General features: G+C 36.3%; 17 protein-coding genes. 4 read left to right on the top strand and 13 right to left on the bottom strand.

Features of this window, described 5'->3' with window-relative positions; translation table 11 throughout:
* Window positions 1–12 precede the first annotated feature (12 nt).
* The 8 genes from J7J00_RS27140 to J7J00_RS27105 all read right to left on the bottom strand — a co-directional run bounded on the left by J7J00_RS27140 (window position 13) and on the right by J7J00_RS27105 (window position 7,333).
* A complete protein-coding gene (locus tag J7J00_RS27140) occupies window positions 13–1,986 on the bottom strand; it encodes a VirB4 family type IV secretion system protein (RefSeq protein WP_214796222.1) in 1,974 nt (657 codons plus the stop codon).
* 24 nt (window positions 1,987–2,010) lie between these two features.
* Complete coding sequence (gene trsD / locus J7J00_RS27135; protein ID WP_214796220.1) at window positions 2,011–2,670, bottom strand: TrsD/TraD family conjugative transfer protein; 660 nt, start codon at window positions 2,668–2,670, stop codon at window positions 2,011–2,013.
* Complete coding sequence (locus J7J00_RS27130) at window positions 2,663–3,061, bottom strand: hypothetical protein (protein ID WP_214796218.1); 399 nt, start codon at window positions 3,059–3,061, stop codon at window positions 2,663–2,665. Before J7J00_RS27130 ends, trsD begins: the two co-directional genes overlap by 8 nt.
* 14 nt (window positions 3,062–3,075) lie before the next feature.
* Window positions 3,076–3,405, bottom strand: coding sequence for a CagC family type IV secretion system protein (locus tag J7J00_RS27125; RefSeq protein WP_214796216.1), 330 nt, complete (start codon window positions 3,403–3,405; stop codon window positions 3,076–3,078).
* An 11-nt stretch (window positions 3,406–3,416) separates the two neighbouring features.
* A complete protein-coding gene (locus tag J7J00_RS27120) occupies window positions 3,417–4,538 on the bottom strand; it encodes a hypothetical protein (protein WP_214796214.1) in 1,122 nt (373 codons plus the stop codon).
* Window positions 4,539–4,960: 422 nt separating this feature from the next.
* The gene (locus tag J7J00_RS27115) at window positions 4,961–5,104 is read right to left on the bottom strand and encodes a hypothetical protein (RefSeq protein WP_214796211.1); all 144 of its coding nucleotides are present in this window, start codon (window positions 5,102–5,104) and stop codon (window positions 4,961–4,963) included.
* A 447-nt stretch (window positions 5,105–5,551) separates the two neighbouring features.
* Window positions 5,552–6,025, bottom strand: a complete 474-nt coding sequence (locus J7J00_RS27110; RefSeq protein ID WP_214796209.1) for a hypothetical protein — start codon at window positions 6,023–6,025, stop codon at window positions 5,552–5,554.
* 57 nt (window positions 6,026–6,082) lie between these two features.
* A complete protein-coding gene (locus J7J00_RS27105) occupies window positions 6,083–7,333 on the bottom strand; it encodes a ParM/StbA family protein (RefSeq protein WP_214796208.1) in 1,251 nt (416 codons plus the stop codon).
* 722 nt (window positions 7,334–8,055) lie between these two features.
* On the opposite strand from J7J00_RS27105, the gene J7J00_RS27100 reads away from it, so the two are divergent.
* A complete protein-coding gene (locus tag J7J00_RS27100) occupies window positions 8,056–8,958 on the top strand; it encodes a hypothetical protein (protein WP_214796207.1) in 903 nt (300 codons plus the stop codon).
* A 943-nt stretch (window positions 8,959–9,901) separates the two neighbouring features.
* Here the strand turns inward: J7J00_RS27100 and J7J00_RS27095 are convergent.
* Both J7J00_RS27095 and J7J00_RS27090 read right to left on the bottom strand, forming a co-directional pair.
* Window positions 9,902–11,023, bottom strand: a complete 1,122-nt coding sequence (locus J7J00_RS27095) for a hypothetical protein (protein WP_148359501.1) — start codon at window positions 11,021–11,023, stop codon at window positions 9,902–9,904.
* A 1,023-nt stretch (window positions 11,024–12,046) separates the two neighbouring features.
* Window positions 12,047–12,505 carry a hypothetical protein gene (locus J7J00_RS27090; RefSeq protein ID WP_214796206.1) on the bottom strand — a complete coding sequence of 153 codons (459 nt, stop codon included), beginning with the start codon at window positions 12,503–12,505 and terminating at the stop codon, window positions 12,047–12,049.
* 374 nt (window positions 12,506–12,879) lie between these two features.
* On the opposite strand from J7J00_RS27090, the gene J7J00_RS27085 reads away from it, so the two are divergent.
* The 3 genes from J7J00_RS27085 to J7J00_RS27075 all read left to right on the top strand — a co-directional run bounded on the left by J7J00_RS27085 (window position 12,880) and on the right by J7J00_RS27075 (window position 15,335).
* Entirely contained in the window at window positions 12,880–13,365 is a 486-nt protein-coding gene (locus J7J00_RS27085; protein ID WP_214796204.1) for a hypothetical protein, read from the top strand.
* On the top strand, window positions 13,365–15,020 hold the full coding sequence (locus J7J00_RS27080) for a helix-turn-helix domain-containing protein (RefSeq protein WP_214796202.1): 1,656 nt from the start codon (window positions 13,365–13,367) through the stop codon (window positions 15,018–15,020). Before J7J00_RS27085 ends, J7J00_RS27080 begins: the two co-directional genes overlap by 1 nt.
* A gap of 150 nt (window positions 15,021–15,170) precedes the next feature.
* Entirely contained in the window at window positions 15,171–15,335 is a 165-nt protein-coding gene (locus J7J00_RS27075) for a hypothetical protein (protein ID WP_214796200.1), read from the top strand.
* 447 nt (window positions 15,336–15,782) lie between these two features.
* Here J7J00_RS27075 and J7J00_RS27070 read toward each other — a convergent pair whose 3' ends face one another.
* From J7J00_RS27070 to J7J00_RS27060, 3 genes are all read right to left on the bottom strand, one after another.
* A complete protein-coding gene (locus J7J00_RS27070; protein WP_214796198.1) occupies window positions 15,783–16,373 on the bottom strand; it encodes a hypothetical protein in 591 nt (196 codons plus the stop codon).
* A complete protein-coding gene (locus J7J00_RS27065) occupies window positions 16,360–16,770 on the bottom strand; it encodes a hypothetical protein (protein WP_214796196.1) in 411 nt (136 codons plus the stop codon). The genes J7J00_RS27070 and J7J00_RS27065 overlap by 14 nt, the downstream gene beginning before the upstream one ends.
* A gap of 238 nt (window positions 16,771–17,008) precedes the next feature.
* Window positions 17,009–17,308 (bottom strand): hypothetical protein, encoded by a 300-nt coding sequence (locus J7J00_RS27060; RefSeq protein WP_286201605.1) that lies wholly within the window; start codon window positions 17,306–17,308, stop codon window positions 17,009–17,011.
* Between the last annotated feature and the right edge of the window lie 890 nt (window positions 17,309–18,198).

Raw genomic sequence — 18,198 nt, 5'->3', positions numbered from 1 at the left:
TTGTCTCCCCCTTTACAGAACAAAATTTCGAACTTCTTCTTTTTCAATGGGAGTCATTTCATTCCTTCCCTCATAATCAGGGATTTCATCAGGATCTAAACCATATTTTTCAAAGTACCGTTTTTTATTCCAAAGACGTAGCTCTTCTTGCGTGAGCTCAACCCGAATAAATGCACGTTGAGACCCGTAAACAATTAATGCCTCTCCCTGACGTTTCGCTCGTAATAAAGAAATCTCTTCATCAGAGAATGATAGATTAATTTTTTTAACCACATCTTCCACACCCTTATTGTCCAGTCCAAAAAATATTTTTGTGTGACTATTTTCAATCATAGCTGCCCCTAGGTTATCCTCGGTATCCAGTACATCGATAATTTGTTGCGTGCCTGCGATAGCGCCGGCATTATATTTCCTAAACCGTTTATAAGCTTGATAAAAGAATCTCATCGAATCCGGGTTCTTTGATAAGAAGTGGAATTCATCAATAAATAGGTACACCAATTCCTCTTTTGTTTTCGTCACTTCATCCCATAGGAAACCAAAGATATTAAAGTAACAAGCAGCCTGCACATCCACCTCATTTTGTAGGGATTTTAGATTAAAAGAGAATAGCGAGTTATTGATATTCACGTTCGTATGCCCATTAAATAACGAATTAGATCCATGAACATAACTTTCCAGGATAAAATAAAAATCCTGGATTTTTTCATAGCGTTCTAAATCATTTTCCTTCAATGTACCTAAATCCTCATAAAAGTCCTCTAGAATAGGGAAATCCGTTGCCATTAAACTTGTAAAATTGCTGTTTTCATTAATGGAAAAACGCTTGTAAAGGTTGATCAATGCCTTATCTAAAATACTCGATTCAACTTGGGATAAGTCTGCTTTTAAAACTTTGAAAAAGGCCTTAAGACGTTGAACCTTTTGTTTAACAAGGTCCCTTATGAATTCCGAATCATCATTAAAATCTTCGGTGTCCGTAATTTCTGTGGAGAATATCTCCAAAGGGTTGATTTTCGTCGAACTATTACTACTGAGATGAACAACTTCACCTCCAAGGATTTTAACAATATGAGAGTACTCATTTTCTGGATCAATGATATATATCTTGATTCCCATGGCGTAGCAGCGAAGAATCTTTTGAACCATAAAGGTAGATTTCCCGACACCTGATGTCCCAATGACCACCATATTTTGATTTAATGTACGTTGTGTATCCAAATAGTCTATCGCAACCAATGAATTGGTTGTCTTATTGATCCCTTCCACCTGAGCCGTCGGGGATAAATAGCAAATCTCTGAATCATCGAACGGAAAGAAAGAAGAGGCCGCTTCACTATTGCACATCTGATAGGTATAATCCTTTAATTGATTATCCCCTAAAGGCAGAGCCGACCAGAATGCCATCGGTGTTGCGTAATGAGGGTTTAGAGCTTTCATCCTTAGTTTCGTTAAAATCCTCTGGACATTGTCTTCTAATGTCTTCAGATCCTCTAAGGATGCAGCTTGAATGAAGATGTATGTATACAGATACATAAAGGTAGAACGGTTTGATAATACCTGATTTAGTTGATATTTTGCGCTTTCCAGTTCAGATTGCAACCTGATGCGAGTGGCTGGATCTCTTGTTTTTAATAGTTCCGCATCTTTATTTTTAATAGAGTCATTGTAGTAACTTATTATGCCTTCTGAATTGGACGGTTCTAGGTACTGGACAAAGGATATGTTTCCTTTTAACCGCTTCAGATCCGATAGCCAGTTCCCTTTTTGTTCTTTAGGATAAGCAACGACAGCCAGCACCTTAATAAAGTTGCCACCACTTTCGATATAATTCTTATTTTCCTTCCAGACAAAAGGATAAATGGAATTAAGTTCTTCGGTCTCTAACATCCCATGTAAAATGTCTTCGGGACTTTGTTTCACCCGTTCGTCCTGCTTATTTTCACGTTTTATTAAAGAAAATAAAGTAGCTAAAGAAAAAGGCATTTGACTTGCTCCTTTCCGAACCGGTTATCCGTATAGTTTTGACATTTCAAAATCAAAGGATCTGTATAGCAACGTTAACGTATTTTTCTCGGACAATTTTCTAATCGTTATATCGTACGATTCAAAAGTCGATCGCAGGGAGTTTGTCATTTCCTCCACCTTTTTTGTTAGAATGGTTTCAGCACGTTCTAAATCTTGGAACGTACGTTTATTCATTTTCTCCCTAATGACAACAAAATGTTGTTTTGTCGACATTTCATCTTTCATCCTTATCCCTTGGAAGTGATCGATGTAAGATGTGATTAGGGTTCGCTTGTATTCATTACATGGGCTATCCTTATTCTCGAGTTCATGCAAATAGCGTTTTTTCCAACCCAAGTTATAGGAACGGAAATCCACTGGAACCGTCATCGATATGGTTTGTAATTGATCATGGACTTGACTCATTAAGAATGAACCGTAATCTTCAAATAAACGATTCTGTTCATACTCCGCCAACAAATCTAGGTTGATACCACTCACTTGGAGAATGGACGACAGATATCCATTTTTCAAAAGGACATAGTCTTTGTATATCCCTTCTATAATACTTATGTCTTGAATTGTCGATTTCCCTTTTTTTATAAGGGTTTCTACTTCATAGTCAAATTCTTCCTTATCCATTTTCTTATTATGATTAACCACGGAAATCATCCCTTTTATTCGATTTCATAAAGAACATCTTCTGTCTATTGTTGTAATGATAAATTCGTTTTAAATAGCTACTATATGTAATATTCGGTCGAGAAGATATGGGCCGTAAAACAGCAAAGGTAAAAGAGCCTAACAGCAAAAGGGCCATAAAGAACAATTTAATCATCATAAATCCCAATGAATAAGGTGGAATGAGCAAGATAATGGCGGAAATAATGACGGCCGGTAATATAAATCTAAAGAAATTCACTAATGAAAGACCTTTAACAATATTATAAGATCGATCGACATTATCAGGGAAAACAAACGTTTTCCCCTTACGACTGTCTTCTTCTCCAAGTAATTCTTTAAGAGCCTCTCTAAGCTCTTCTTTTGGCGTCATCTAGTTCACCTCTATTAAGCGAATAACGCGTACATCCAAGGAACAAGCCATACGATTGCGGCTGCTAAGCCTACCCCAGCCAAAGCCATTCCTACGCCACGAAACATTTCGTTTTTGGTATGCGGATCATCCACGCCTGGTAATTTTTTAATGATGATCCAGATGGAGACGCAGATGCCGACGGTAACAACAAGCCCCGTTAACAATGTTTGAACTTGTTTCAGTCCCTCTTTGATTTTTGCTGATACATTGGCTGCTGCAGATGCTTGCTCTGGGGCGCTATGTAAAAGTAAAAGAATTGCAGCAAACATCAGTAAGAGTTGTAATTTTTTTAACGAAGTCATATGTACCCTCCTTAGTCGTTTTCCCTAATTTCTTTGAATTGAATATCGGTTTCCACCTCTTTTACCTGTATTTCTTTCCGCTTTTCTAGTTGAATATGATTATTTAAATTTCCCAACTGTTTCTCGGCCTCTTTCTCAGAGAAGTAAGGGGAAACTTTTTTCACTTTGCCATTGCCACTCAATTTCCCAATATACGAGCCAACTTGATTTGAAATCACCTCAAAATCATGTTGTTTCGCTTGGCTTTCTTTATTTATTTCCATGCCATAAAAGGCAAGGAAACCTTCTGCAATAGAACGACTATCCATGATAACCTCATCAAACATTACTTTCATTCCAGGGTTATCTCTTACTCTTTCCATCCATTTTTCTGCAATGTCAGGCAACCTTACGTCTCGTTCTTTTTGATCCTCTACTAACGATAGCCTTGTCCCTTGATTATCATTTGAAATATTTTGGATTGTAACGGTCTTTCCTAAAAGATCTGAGGGAATAAAATGCTCTTCTAAAGCCCTACGAAGAGATTGTTTTCTAAGTTTAGGATCATTTTTAAGTTCCTCTTTTACAACAAAGGAGCGTGCTTGTTCGATATTTTCATAAGTTGTTAGGGTTTTATAAGATTTTGCTAAATTTAGCCGAAGTTGTTTATTGTCATGGAGGGAGAATGCTTTTCCATCATCCACAATGAAGAATGAGTGCATTCTAAATTTTTCAAATTGGGAGGTTCCGAGTGTTTTTTGAAGCAAATCCTCTTTTGTTGGAAATGCTGGTGTGATGATGTGCGCTTCCTTAGATTCTTGTTTATAGACCCCGAAGTATGCATTTTTATCCTTCTGGATGAAAAAAACACTTTTTTCCTTATCGACTGGGAATGTTTCAATGGAATTCCCTTTTATTTCAAATAACTGAGGGTGATGTTCCTTTATCATGGCGTAATATAGCTCATATTCAGCCTCTGTCTTTTCTTTGGTTGACCAAGAAGTGGAATCTTGTTTCAAACTCATCTTTTCCTGGTTCATGAGACTTTCCCTATCTAAACTTTTTTGTTTAGACTGTTCAATCATTTGTAGAATAAAGTCAGCAATCGTAAGCATGGAATCGTTGACCGATCTTTCAATCGAATCATTTCTCATAAGAAGATCATCTCCTTCCTGGATCGAAGTGATTTTACAGAATGAAACAACTTAGCGTAGAAGGATGCTATTGCAATTCCTTTGACGCTTCTCTTGCTTGTATTTTACCAGCGATTTTCCTATTATTGATAAAATCAACCAAAAAACTACAAAAAATGAACCATTTGATGGGATTCATAGTCATATAACCCTAACTTTTCTGGCTGGCATTCAAGAGACTTTAGTCTTGTTATTATCCTTTTTCCTAATCCTTGATCCATTCTTTTCTGGCTAGATCAACAAGTTAGATTCTGATTTTAATCTGAATGGAGCTTTCATTTCAATAAGTTCATAACGGTAAAAACATTCCTTAAGAAAACAAAAATACGCGGCTGTATTATTCTTAAGGAATAATACAGCCGCGTATTTTTGTTGTTATATCGTTATTGTTCGATCATCTCAACGTCGTCCATATGCTTTGGAACATATTCATTAAATTGGTTAAATAAATAATTAAGGTAGGAGCTTAGTTCAAATCGATCTTCCTGAATAAAATTGACAAATGGGGTTTTAATTTTTTCTTCCATCTTTTCCTCCCCTTTACTTTATCTTTTATATCATCCAGATCTTTAATCACTCACCCTTTTTGAAGTTCATTACATTTCCATTAGAAAAAATTTTTTTTTAATAATGTATATTAGCCCCGCCTACGCCAAGATACCATGATGGCCACACACGCCATTCGCCTGTTTTAATTATATGGGAAAACGCTTACATTTTCCAATATTACTATCATACAACTTTCGACAACACCCTCGAATATGAAATGGTACGTCTATGCTTTGAGCACTTCGTTTAAAGATCCAGTCACTCTCTGGAACCCCCTATATATAAGATTTCAGTTAAAAAAACTCTTTCCTTTTGATTTGGGAGTAAGATTAACAAAAAAAGAGGTTGATTCAAATTTGTCGTTATTCAACGACCTTTTGAATCAACCTCTTATATATATCTGAGCTCTATTTATAAAAAATATTTTATCCCTTTAAATTGGTCATCTTCCCCAACTTCAATAGTTTAGAAAGGGCTTCGTTTGATTGACCCTTACCTTCTTTAGCATCTTCTTCATGATTCACAGGCGCTTCAGATGGAACGATTGGTGAGGAAGCTGGCTTACTTTTCTGGGATACCGGCTGCACCATTTGCTGGGCAAGCGCCGCCCCTTCGGGATTCCCTACAATTAAAGAAACGATATTATAAAGAATCCTTTGCCCTTCCTCCGTTTTCAAAAGTGCTAATTGATCATTCGCAAAAGTGTCTAGTGGAAGGTAAATACCTTGTTCTTTATAAGATCCATTCCGAACCTTTAATCCATCTTCAATAAGCGCGCTAATAAGTTCATTTCTGCTTTTAAAGCTGTCTACCAACTCATTAAATTCATTAGCCCATTTTATCGAGGTTTTTGGGGTATATTGAATTCCCCTACCTGGAGTGATTTTTCTATTGGACAACGTTACCACCACCTTGTATCACAACTAAAAGAAGATGCTGCTCCTACTCTTGAATTTTTATGCTTCAATTGATTGCTTTTCAATTTCGGCAATAATATTTTTCAAGAGATATGCCTTACTTGTAAAGAAACTGGCTTGATCGATATTCGGAGGAAATAAACAATCTTCATCTTTAAGTTCCGCTAGGTATTGATAGGCGAAGAGAAGCCCTCCCCCGACGATAATCATTTGCCCAACGTTTGTATCAACAAAATACCGGATGACTTTATCTTTCACTTCTTCGGCATATTGTTTTGTATATTTTTCTACAATCGTGGTGATATCTGCTGTTTTGGACTGCCATGTCGCTTTAAAGACAGGAGAATATTTAGGCTTATTAACCATTTTATTGATTTCAGGCTTGATGAACTTCCTCATGAATTCTTCACGTGTAAACGAAATCTTAGGAGTTTTATTCACCCTTTCAAAACGAGCCCTTATGCTGTCGAATTCCTTTAGTCCAGCTGCTTCTTTCATGATTAAATCAATATATTTATTTGTACCAATCAGATGGTTTGTAGATTTAGTTGAATTTAAACCATTTTCATCATAAAGAGCTAAATCCAATGTTCCAGCTCCCAAATCAGCTATGGCAAACTCATCATGGATTTGTGATGAAAATTCAGTTTCCACCACTTCCCCATCCACTAAATCAAAGGCCAATGCCAAGTAGCTCGTTACGCCTTCCACATTAAGCTGAACATCCGTAATGTTAATGGTTATGGTTTTGCCTTTATAAGGCCCTTTTATTGCTGTAATTTCATGCTCACCCATATATAAGTTGATTTTTTCGGAAGACGCCTGTTTGGCCTCTTCTATTGGGAGCCCAAAACTCAATGGAACGTCTACCTTATTGGTCTTACCTGATTTCCAAGCAGCTAAGGCTAATCCCGCTAAAGTTGTGACAACATGGATTTCATTCCCCAATTTATCTCTAGCATCACTGCTGGTTTCTCTTAAATTATTTTTGTCATTCGTTGAAATTTGAGCATATTCCCCTACTGTATAATAAGCATTTGTTCGATTCTTTGGTAAGGCTTTGCTTTTAATATGTAAATGAAGAATCATATCATCAGGAAAAGATTTATCTGCGCTTTCATCTGGCATATCTTCGGCAGTCGTTTCCGCATTTTCCCCGATAATACTCGCAATATTTAATGAAACAACATTTCCTTTCTGATCGATATATGTAATTTTATTAGAAATGTTCCCACTATCCACTCCTGCAATTAAATAATCCTCTTTAAATAAAAAATCAAGTTTTGTCATGATTTTCCTCCTTCGGACTAATCTAGTTTAGTCTACTCACTATCCAATATATAGAGAATCCCCGTTAAAGTCAACGGAAAACTAGCGCTAAATTGACGTTAACGATATTTTAGCACTGATTTAATATCGGTAAACTAGCGATATCTCACCGCTTAACACTCACCTTAGAAATTAGTTGGCTCGTTTTAACTATATATTTGACGGTAATTTGACGTTATCGGTCATTTAACGCCTTTAATCACGAGTGAATCAATCGCAATTTATCGCTAATCCATTCTGCATTATTGCTACTTATCGCCAAATTAACGTTATCGGTCATTTAACGTTGGAGGTTGTAAGATAATCCACTTCATATAATCCACACTAAACTAGATTAGATTAGTTTAGTGGTGAGATAATCATCGGCATATTAACGCTAATGATTTCATATTGTTGTTTTCTACCGCTAGATTAACGTTATCGGTCATTTAACGTAAGAAATGTGGAAGAAATACACCAAAAACATAATCTAGATTAGTCTAGATTAGTTATTATTGCACTTCCGATTTAATCTAGACTAGATTAAAATAGATCGAATTCGTTTATTATTTCTATTAAAGCAAACAAACTTAGTTGATTAGTCTTTATCTAGTAGGTAAACTATAGATAATGATAAATTGACGCTTAGCGATAGGTAGATAAAAATAAGCTATAGTTAAACTAGCGTTAAGAGGAGGGTTATCGTGACAAATAGAGTCCAGGCTAATAAGGAGTTCATTATAGAAGCACTTCGTGACGATGCTTTATTCACTTCGTTGGTGCTTGATAAGGAATACAGTGCCAAACTATTCAAAGAAGATATACTAGAGTTGGATCCCAATGCGATGTATTCAACTACCGATTGTTCCGATAAGATTTTTAATATCGCTAATTCGACGCTAAGGTATTACGTGAGGATGCTAGAGGGATACTTAGAGATTTATGTAGAAGGTAGAAAGAAGCGTTTGCCATTTCTCACTGTATTTAAAATCCATATGACTTTACTGGCAATTGAGAGGGGAGAAACGATTTCCGATATTCAAGTTAAGTTATCGCTAAAATCGATTCCTCAACAAAATGGCGGAAAAGCAAAAGGGAGTAAATATAATGAGGATACCTTAGATCAATTATTTTCGGAATTTGATAGAAGGCAGAATGTAATGATGAGAACCTTCACGCTACAAAACACAATCAATCTAATTGAAGTGGAGTTGCTGAGAAGGAGAACTGGAATAGCTGATAGACAAAGACAAATTGAAGTTATAGAAGAAAAGATTAAAAATCATCGGTTAAATCGAAAAATGGATCGACAAGCAGCGAATGTGTTACGAAAAAGTTTGGAGCAAAAGAAAAATACAGGCTTTTTCTCTTTCTTTGCAAAAAAAAGTACAGAAGATACTCTGAATATAGAATCTGACATACTAGTGGATGAAAGGGATATCAAAGCTGACCATATAGAAGTGGAACTCATTGAAGAAATTAATGCAATAAGGCAGAAGATTAGTCAAATGGAAGAAGAATCACTTGCTTTAGATAAAAGGTTAAAATCTGAAACAGCACTTCTAACAAATGAAAGGGAAGTATTAGAACAAACTATGGAAGATTAATGGTTCTTTTTCATTTATTTTTGGTCTATGGGATAAGGTGAAAAATTGGAACCTCCCAAACTTTTATATGTAGTACGCTTTCAGGAAGATGGATATTTAACCTTTCATTTTTTAGATTCAAATTAGGAATAAGAGTGTCCTTTTGCTTTATGAAGATCAATGATGGTCTATAGCTTCTCTATGAGCTCTCTAGAGATTTATAGCAAGTAAAAGGGGAAAGGGGCCTTGCCCCTTATTAAATACGTAGAATGCAGGAAAAAGAATAAGTTTAGACCACCGTCTTGGGTGGTCTAATTTTTTTACAATGTATTTTCTTTTTTAAGGTTATTACTTGCAGAATTTTTGATGAAAAGCGATTTCCTAAAAGGTGTTATAGAATGCTGCTTATTTTACTTGTAATGAATTTTCATAATTGCCGTTTTAATTTTGAAAGGCACATTGTTTTACGTTAATGAATTTTCTTAATAATCTAATATTTTAAATTCTGTTGGAAGTGATTTATTTCGTAAATAAACAAATTTAATAAAAAGGCATATTTAATAAGAGAAAACAGATTTAATAAAAGAAACAGAAGTAATAGGCATTTTTCTATTGTTAGGTATATCCCTTGAGGGACAAGGGTTCTAGCCATTTCTAAGAGTCGTTTTAAAAGAGTTTCCACTTTCCCACATATAGAATGTAAATGAAGTCACATATACACAGGGCCTTTTTTTAACTATTTACATATTCACAGGAGGGTATTTTTAATATCCACTATTTCACAAGGCTACATTCGGAATCTATTAAGCGTAAAAAAATAATCCTTCTCGAAAATTCTGCCAAAATTCATGACAGAAGAGGGAAGGAAAGACTTTTGTTTTAAGGGAATACTTCTATATTCTTTTTGCGTATATTCGAATAGCCCTGTGAATGTCTTATTTTTTCACAAGGCTGGGTTAAACTATTAAATTACACCGTGTAGCTCTGGTGCTTGGCCGGTTTTGGTGTACTCTCTGATTTTGGCTTCATGGATTAATTCATAAGGAATCTTTTTTAAGGCCCCAGGAAGATACTTTCTAAAGGCCATTCTGAAAAAGGCGCCAATCGAGTAGAAATGGAAAGAACCTTTTCGTTGTTTTTCTGTATGTATATGAATTCCTATCTGATCCATTGTTTGTAAAAAGAAGGTTTTCATGAATCGATCACGTATGGTAAAGCTTTCATAGTCCTCATCCATAAGATAGTTCAGTTTATTCATTACTTCCTGCTTAAAGGAAATCATGACATCAATTTGGTCTCTTGGTTTAAATTTAATTTGATGTCCATCAAAGAAGTAGGTAAGCTCTTTTGATAGTTTCGCCATGAGTGAGTTAACATTGAATTCATCCGTGTTTTCTTCCACACATTCCGGCTTCAAGGAAAAGGAGGCTTTTTTTATCCATATTTGCTTGCCACGAATCTCTATCCCTGTGAATTCGATGGAAAAAAGAGCTTCTAAAACGCTTAAAGTTTTACGAACCCCTTTTGCATTTTTGTTTAGTTGAAGTTTAAGTGTCTTCATTGTCCGTTCTTGTTTTATTTTCTCCATTTCACCTGTCTTGCTGAAAGACAGACCAGTCCGGAACTGGTTAAGTAAGGATAAGAGAAGTTCGATACCTTCCGGATTCGAGGTACGCACGAATTCTGCTAAAATATTCGTTTCAAAAAGGGCGTGCGGTATGATTAGGTAGTTGAGAGATACACCATTAAGTTCAGGTGTATTATACTTATCAACATCTTTTAACATGATAACAGGTAACCCTTCGTGGATTTCCTCTTTTACAAAATGATGATCTTCTAAAAACTTTTTTCCTCCCCAAAGGGTAGAATAAGAGATTCCAAGTTTCTTTGCCCAGTAAGAAAGATTATATTCCTTAAGCATGCCACGTTGGTTTTGTTCTACTTGTAATTGGTTTAACATGGTCATATATACGACATAGGCAGAGGCAGGAGGGCGCTCAAATGACTGATCACGAAGAAAATGGAATTCTTTTAAGATGGCGTGATGCATTCTAAAACCATCGATTCTTATTCTGGATTCTTTCATTTTAGGCCCTCCTCTCGTCTATTTTTCTAGTTTGAATTATAGCAGAATGGAAAAACAGGAAATGGTGTCCTTTATTAAGGGATTTTCAAAGTTGCACAACATGTGCTCATCCCTTGGGGGGCAAGGGATTGAAAAAAACACTAAAAATTTTTGTGTGAAAGGAAACGTCATTTTTTCACACCATTTGTGCATATTGTGAAAGGAAACGTCATGAATGGATAGATAAGCACATTAGGAATAACCCTGATATATCAATGTTTTCATAAAATAGTCCATCCATAATTGGGCAAGAGTAAAAAAACTTGCACAGAAATGTGTGCAAGTTTGTGTGAGAGCAAACGTCATTTTTCTTCATTTTAGAACAAAAAGAGATAAATTAAGGCACTATTTTGTGTGGGCTCCTAATTTTTGCTGAAATTTTGTTGGTGATTTAGGGGTGTAAGTGGTTGGTTGGTCATAATGTTTTAAAAAGTCCCAGATCAAAAACAGGGAATTGTGCACATTGTGAAAGGAAACGTCAAACTAGAAAAAGTTGCACAGCTTATTATGGATGAGTGATATGTGCAAGAAGGAGTCGAGCTTATGGGGTGTAGTTAATGGAAGATAAACATGCACAGTCTTATCTTTGTGCACATTGTGAGAGCAAACGTCCAATGAAGGAAAAGTTGCAATCCCATATAATGGTGTGCATATTGTGAAAGGAACCGTCATTCTTTAATCATTAAGAGGGTTGTGATAACCACTGGTATATCAACAATCTAATGAAAAAAACCATTTATAATCGAACTAAAAGTGTAAAACTTGCACAAAAACGTGTGAAAGGAACCGTCATTTCCCTGTTTATTTGACCAGAAGGAGATTACTTCATGCAAGGCTTTTGGTAAAGAACCCATATTTTAAAAGAAGATTTAAATTAAAAGGCTGTGCACATTGTGAGAGGAAACGTCATTTCCTTGTTTATTTGACCAGAAGGAGATTACTTTTTGCAAGGCTTTCGTAAAGAACCTATATTTAAAAGAAGATTTATATTAAAAGGCTGTGCACGTTGTGAGAGGAACAGTCATTTCCCTTTTTATTTGACCAGAAAGAGATTACTTTTTGCAAGGCTTTCGGTGAAGAACCTATATTTAAAAGAAGATTTAAATTAAAAGGCTTGTGCACATTGTGAGAGGAACAGTCATTCCTCTTTTTATTTGACCAGAAAGAGATTACTTTTTGCAAGGCTTTCGGTGAAGAACCTATATTTAAAAGAAGATTTAAATTAAAAGGCTTGTGCACATTGTGAGAGGAAACGTCATTCCTCTTTTTATTTGACCAGAAAGAGATTACTTTTTGCAAGGCTTTCGGTGAAGAACCTATATTTAAAAGAAGATTTAAATTAAAAGGCTTGTGCACATTGTGAGAGGAAACGTCAAATGAAAGATAAGTTGCAATTTTATGGAGAGTAGCCATCAGGCTGCTTTTTTGATTTGTTTTTCCCATTTGCCTCGCGAATCGTAAAACAGCGCAAGCCTTCTAACCCTCCAGCCGGCAGATAGGTAAAGGGGTACCAAACTTTTTTATTACGGATGCTAGCGCAGCATAAAAAACTAAGTGATCGGAACGCCCTGGACCGATTGTCTATGCGTGATTTTCGTACTATTTGCAAAAGGGGAAAAATCATCCCCCATTGGTGAACAGATGCGCTTCGCAAGTTAAAAGGGAAAATATCGCAAGTGAACAGAGAAGAAGTGTGATGTGCACATTGTGAAAGCAAACGTCAAAATAAAAAAAGTTGCACGTTTAAACCGTGTGTTGACAAAAGCAACAATGTTCACTCATAATTACCATATTACTAGATTAGAAGGGGAACACATATGGATTTTTTAGTAGGAGTTAAAGAGGTGGGGGAAATTCTCGGATGGGATCGGAGAAAGGTTTCCACCTATCAGCTGCGTGGCGTGCTTCCTAAACCAGTGGTCCAATTATACAGTGGTCCCATATGGTTTCGAAAACAAATCGAATTTTATAAGGTTGGGAAAGATTTTGGTGTCAGGACTTATTATATAAAAGACGAGATGGTGTATGAATGTATGCATAATCAACCCTTCAAAGATACTATCTATTCCCCTAACGACATCAAAGAACAGATTGGAAATTATATCCTTTATCAGGAAAGGGACATCCAACAGTTGAAAAATGCCATCTTAGAAAAAAATCCGATCGTTCAGTTCCTTTCTTTTGAGACCGTTAGCTTTCTGCACGATTTGGGTATTTTGGAAACCGTTGTTTTTCAAGATTACATCCAACAGTACTCATTTGAGGACATAGAGTCGACAAAAGAAGGGCGGGTTAAAGAATAATGTTACAACCCCTGCAAACGAAATTTTTGAATGTCATGAAAACGATTTTTCCAGATTATCCTCAACTCTTTGTCGAATGGAATATGGATATCAACCATCTTATGTCAGGTCAAGATGACTACCAGCCTAGCCAAACCTTAAAAGCATTTTTTGTGATTTTGGATAGCTTGGTTAAAGATTATGGATTGAAATTCGAGGATATGGAACAATGGGTTGATGATTACATAGAAGAAATTAGAAATTTTGTCCTTCCATACATACAGATTATAGGAGAAGAGAATTCGGCACATTCCCCAAAGTCTAACAACAGGGAAGTGATAAATGCCTTGTTGAATCAAAATTTTGCCGAGTCCGGTTCGGCCTTATTATTTCATAAATTAAGGGAGACCATCAGTAAAAATGAATTCGACATTGCGACTGAGATTCCTACTGCAAGGATTGCGGAGAGGGCTTTAGAAGCGACGGCTCAAGTGAGGGCAGAAAATGATTATCTGATGATGAAATCCAATGTAGCCATCGAACAATGGAAAAATCTCACCTCTCAAGCCATCACGTCGATGGATGACTTAACCGCAGATATTTTTGATATCGTCTCGATTCTTTGGATGCAACAGGCCACTCATAAGGACCAAATGATTCATTTCCATACGGATGATGCTTTGAATCTAAGGAGATTGCAAGGTCGGAAAGAAGATTTAGACGGCTATCAAATGTCTTATCGAAAAAAAGAACGTGACGATATCATGAAAAGGTTGGCCGCTCTCACAACGATATGGATAAGAATTGAAAAAGAGAATTTGAGGTTCATCAATGAGGATCAGGGAGATTTTGATGAAATTGGACAAGTCCAGTTTAATCCCTTGTTTTTGGTGGATAGCGTGACGGTAGCCTACCGGGGGGATAACCCGATTGGTATATATGAATGCAGCATTCGTCCGGGGGAAATGCTTGCAAACTTCTTATACGGTTCCCAAAGGAGCAGTGGGCTGCTTGCATTAAAGACTCTAGAATACCATCCAATTAAGCAAAAGTACCATAAACGGTTATCCAGGTACCTGTCCTGGCAGTGGAGGATTCGCCAGAAGAGTGCAGACTATCTCAGGGCTTATCATATTGGGGGAGACAAAGGGCTTTTAAAAGTCATGGATTTGGACGTGAATCCGCGATATGGTTCAAGGATCAGGGAACAATTTGAAGAAATATTGGACACCCTGCAGCAGGATGGAATCATTAAAGGGTGGAGCTATAAGGAAAAAAACCTTGAGAAGCAAATTGAGCAGGAGAGAAATTGGTTCGCAAACACCTGGTTGAAGGCACGTGTCCAAATCATCCCACCTACTGAAATCACGGGAATGGGCGATGACCAGGACTTATTATTGATTGAGGATCAGGACTATGACACAGAGAATTTCCTAACTATGTTGAAGGGTATGACGGACAGGGAGACTGGTGCAACCAGGGAGACGGTTGAAGAAAAGCAGGTTTCTCCTGCAACGATAAATAAGGAAAGAACGGATCGGGGATTAAGCATTTTAGAGGCAGCTAAGGAAATGGGTATCTCCCATAGTACCTTGTCCAGGTATGAAAGGAATCTAATTAAACGCCCGTATACAGTGAGCTTAGAAAAAATGAAAGAGTGGTTAAATGCAAAATAAGCATCTATCGGTGCTTATTTTTTTTGGAGATTTTCCTAACATATCATGCGGAGCATCATCTCAATAATTAAAGATAAATGCATCCTAATTGGCACTGACATAAATATTGAAGGGTGCATGAATGATCAGTTATTTTGTAAGTGAAATAAAATGGTATTAGATATTTATGTTGAAATGAGTGGCCCAAGTGATGATTTAAATGCTTTTAAACAAGAAACAAAAGAACATTTATCGTTTATTGAACAAGCAAAAAAGATTGAGGGCATTAAAATTTTTGTGATTGAAATGAAGCAGAGAGCAAGGGTCGCTGGTTGAAGTGCTATTGGTGACTAAGTTGCCTTGCTCGAAATATAATATTCCCTCAAAGGGCTAATGTTACATATCAGACACAAACTGTGATGGTTACAGTCCCAAAAAGTAACTATCCATAGGCCAGGTCAAATGTTGCTACAAATACTAAAAATAGATAGGACTTGTCCCCCTGTTTAGTAAGCCAATTCGATATCTGATTATTTTGGAGTAATTATTGATGGAAATATTGTTGGATGAATAGTCCGTTGATGGTATGTAATAGAAGAGAAATTGTTGGTTAACGAAGGGTAGTTGAACAACGAAAAGTATAGGTAATGAGCTTGGAGAAACTTCTACAAGCTCATTATTTATGCAAATTGTATTGTGAATGCATAGGTTCATATTTTTCTGATTTAGCCTGAGATTAATGGACTTTCCCCTTCAAATGTGTTCCTTAGCCTTTCGTATATTCTATTCGATTTCATCATCAAGCAGGCGCAGGATATTTTCTACGACACCCGCATGATTACCTTTTCGAAATTTATCAATAAAGTCTATATAAAGAAGCTCAAATACCTTTTCTAGTGTGTAGCCATGTTCAGGCTGAACTTCCTCCATATCGGCAAGCAACACCTCTCCACGTAAGGCGTATTTCCTTCTCATGCGTAAATTCAACGTTTTTATTTCTTGGTTCTTTTCTTTATGGATTAATTTAAAAGCAGATTCCCCATACTTTTCAAGTCTTGAATCTTTACCAGCATACTGATCCAATGAGGTGAGCAATCGGAATATGGCCATTGAGTCTGGATTCTTTTTCGCAAAAAGTAAGAAGTCATTATATAAAAGATTCATCAAGTCGTTTTGTTCGAAATGCAGGTCTGATAGGTCTTGAATATCTTCACAGAAAACCTCTGCTCTTAGAAATAAATTCAAGGGGACGTCAATACTCAGTAAAATGGTTGAAGATTTATTTGCTTTATGGAGAAGCTTTCCGATAAAGTTGGTTGATCCGATCAAAGATAGTTCTTCATCTATAAGATTGGCTTGGCTATATTTCCCCATCGGTTACTCCCCCTAGTTGTCTTTTTTTGTATGCTTCTACAAATATTCGATGAGCTGCTTTTCGGACGCTACATTTCCAAACGGCCGCATAATCGCCTATCTTTTGATACGTTTCATGATCTACTTTGCAATGAACCGTGTATGGCTGGTCTGTATAGGTGACGTCAGGGTATACGAGCACCTGTTCAAGTCCAAACAACAGTATTTCCGTGCCCAAGGCTGTTTTGGATCCATTCCAGTATCGTCGGGATTCCCGTCTTAATATCATGTCTATGGGTTCGTCCACGGGGATTTTTATGTCATGAAGCTTATCCGAACGAACTTTTCTTTTTTGTGATTCAATCATTTTTTTATTAGAAGAAGAGAGAACCGGATTCAAATGGTTAACCTTTCCCATTTGCTTTTCCCCTTTCAAAATCGTCTTTTTCTTTGGGTTGGTTGGTCAGTTGGTTACATCTTTACGCTATGCCAAGAGTGGAGGGAGGTATATTTGCTAAGGATTGTGGCAAGGCTTTTTTTAAGTGAGGTGATACGAAATGAGTAAAGATATTTCAAAAGAACTGGCTGAAAAGCTTGCTAATAAGGCATCCACGCTACATTACGTAAAGAGCACAAATGAATCTAAAAAGAAATAATTAGCCCAAAATAATCTTAATTCCACCCTGATCAGTGATTTTGTATGGGGCTAGATTTTGTTGTGTAATATAGTTTTGATCTGTCCAGCACCCTTCTTCATCCCGCCCCCAATCCGGGCAGGGGAGAGGGACGTCAGCAATTTTATGTTTTAGGAGGATACTTTTATACTCGTTTGAATGTGCGGCGACAAATAAGGCCAAACGGAAAATTTGATTACGATCTAAATCGGTCGCTTTATATACATTCTCTATATAATTTTTATAAACGTCCGGGTATCTTACGGTAGGTCTATACACCATTTTCCTTCCTCCTTTTTAAATAGTATATGGACGTCTGCTGGTTAAAATGCCATTTGGTCAAATATCGTTATGTGCAAGATTATGAGTTTGATCACGGAATATCTAAACTAGTTTTAGTCTGGTCTAGTTTTTTAAAAATAAGAATAAATTAAACCAATCTAGTTTAGACTAGATTGGTTTGGGTTGGTTTAGATTAGTTCTGTCTTATTGTTATTTTGAAGCCTTGGAACTTTCATTAAAGAGAGATAGTCAAAAGTGAAAAATTCGTCTATTTGCTACTACTACACCTTTAGATCTGAAGTAAGAGGGGGGCATGTTTTAGCTGAAACGAGAAAGATAAGGCCAAGTTTAGATTTTGAATAACAAGAAGGGTACATCTTTCTTTAAATCAAATGTACGTGTGCTTCGGCATTAATATCGATTGATAACCACGACCTGTAAGGTTAAGCCAAACACTCCGTCATTTAGTCTCATTTACGGCTATCGGCACCATAGAACGTTCCGAAAATCAGAAGATATGAAAAGACAAAGGGAATAAAAGGCTCAAGGAGAGCTGCATATTCTTATCAAGAATTACTATCTAAAAATCGATGTAAAAAGGCAAACAAATAGTAGTCATGGCTACTATTTGTTTGCCTTTTTATTGAAGTGAAAACAATCTATAAAAATTTCAACATGATTTTATGTCATTTTTTTTACCTTAATTCATCATTTTCATTTCTTACTTGATCAAATTTTGTTTTTCATTCATGATAAATAATTACTTTAAATTTAAGGCTGTTTTCGTATAGATTGTTGTTTTTTCCACATACTAATTGAACGTTGATATAATCCGTTTTATAGGAGGCGTTTAGTTATGTGGGAAAATGTATACGAAGGTTTCAACGATT

This window comes from Bacillus sp. ISL-4 (genome assembly GCF_018613275.1).
GTDB classification, from domain to species: Bacteria; Bacillota; Bacilli; order Bacillales; family DSM-1321; genus Peribacillus; species Peribacillus simplex_E.
Note: the sequence above shows the minus strand (reverse complement) of the source record. Positions and strands in the feature narration are given on the sequence as shown.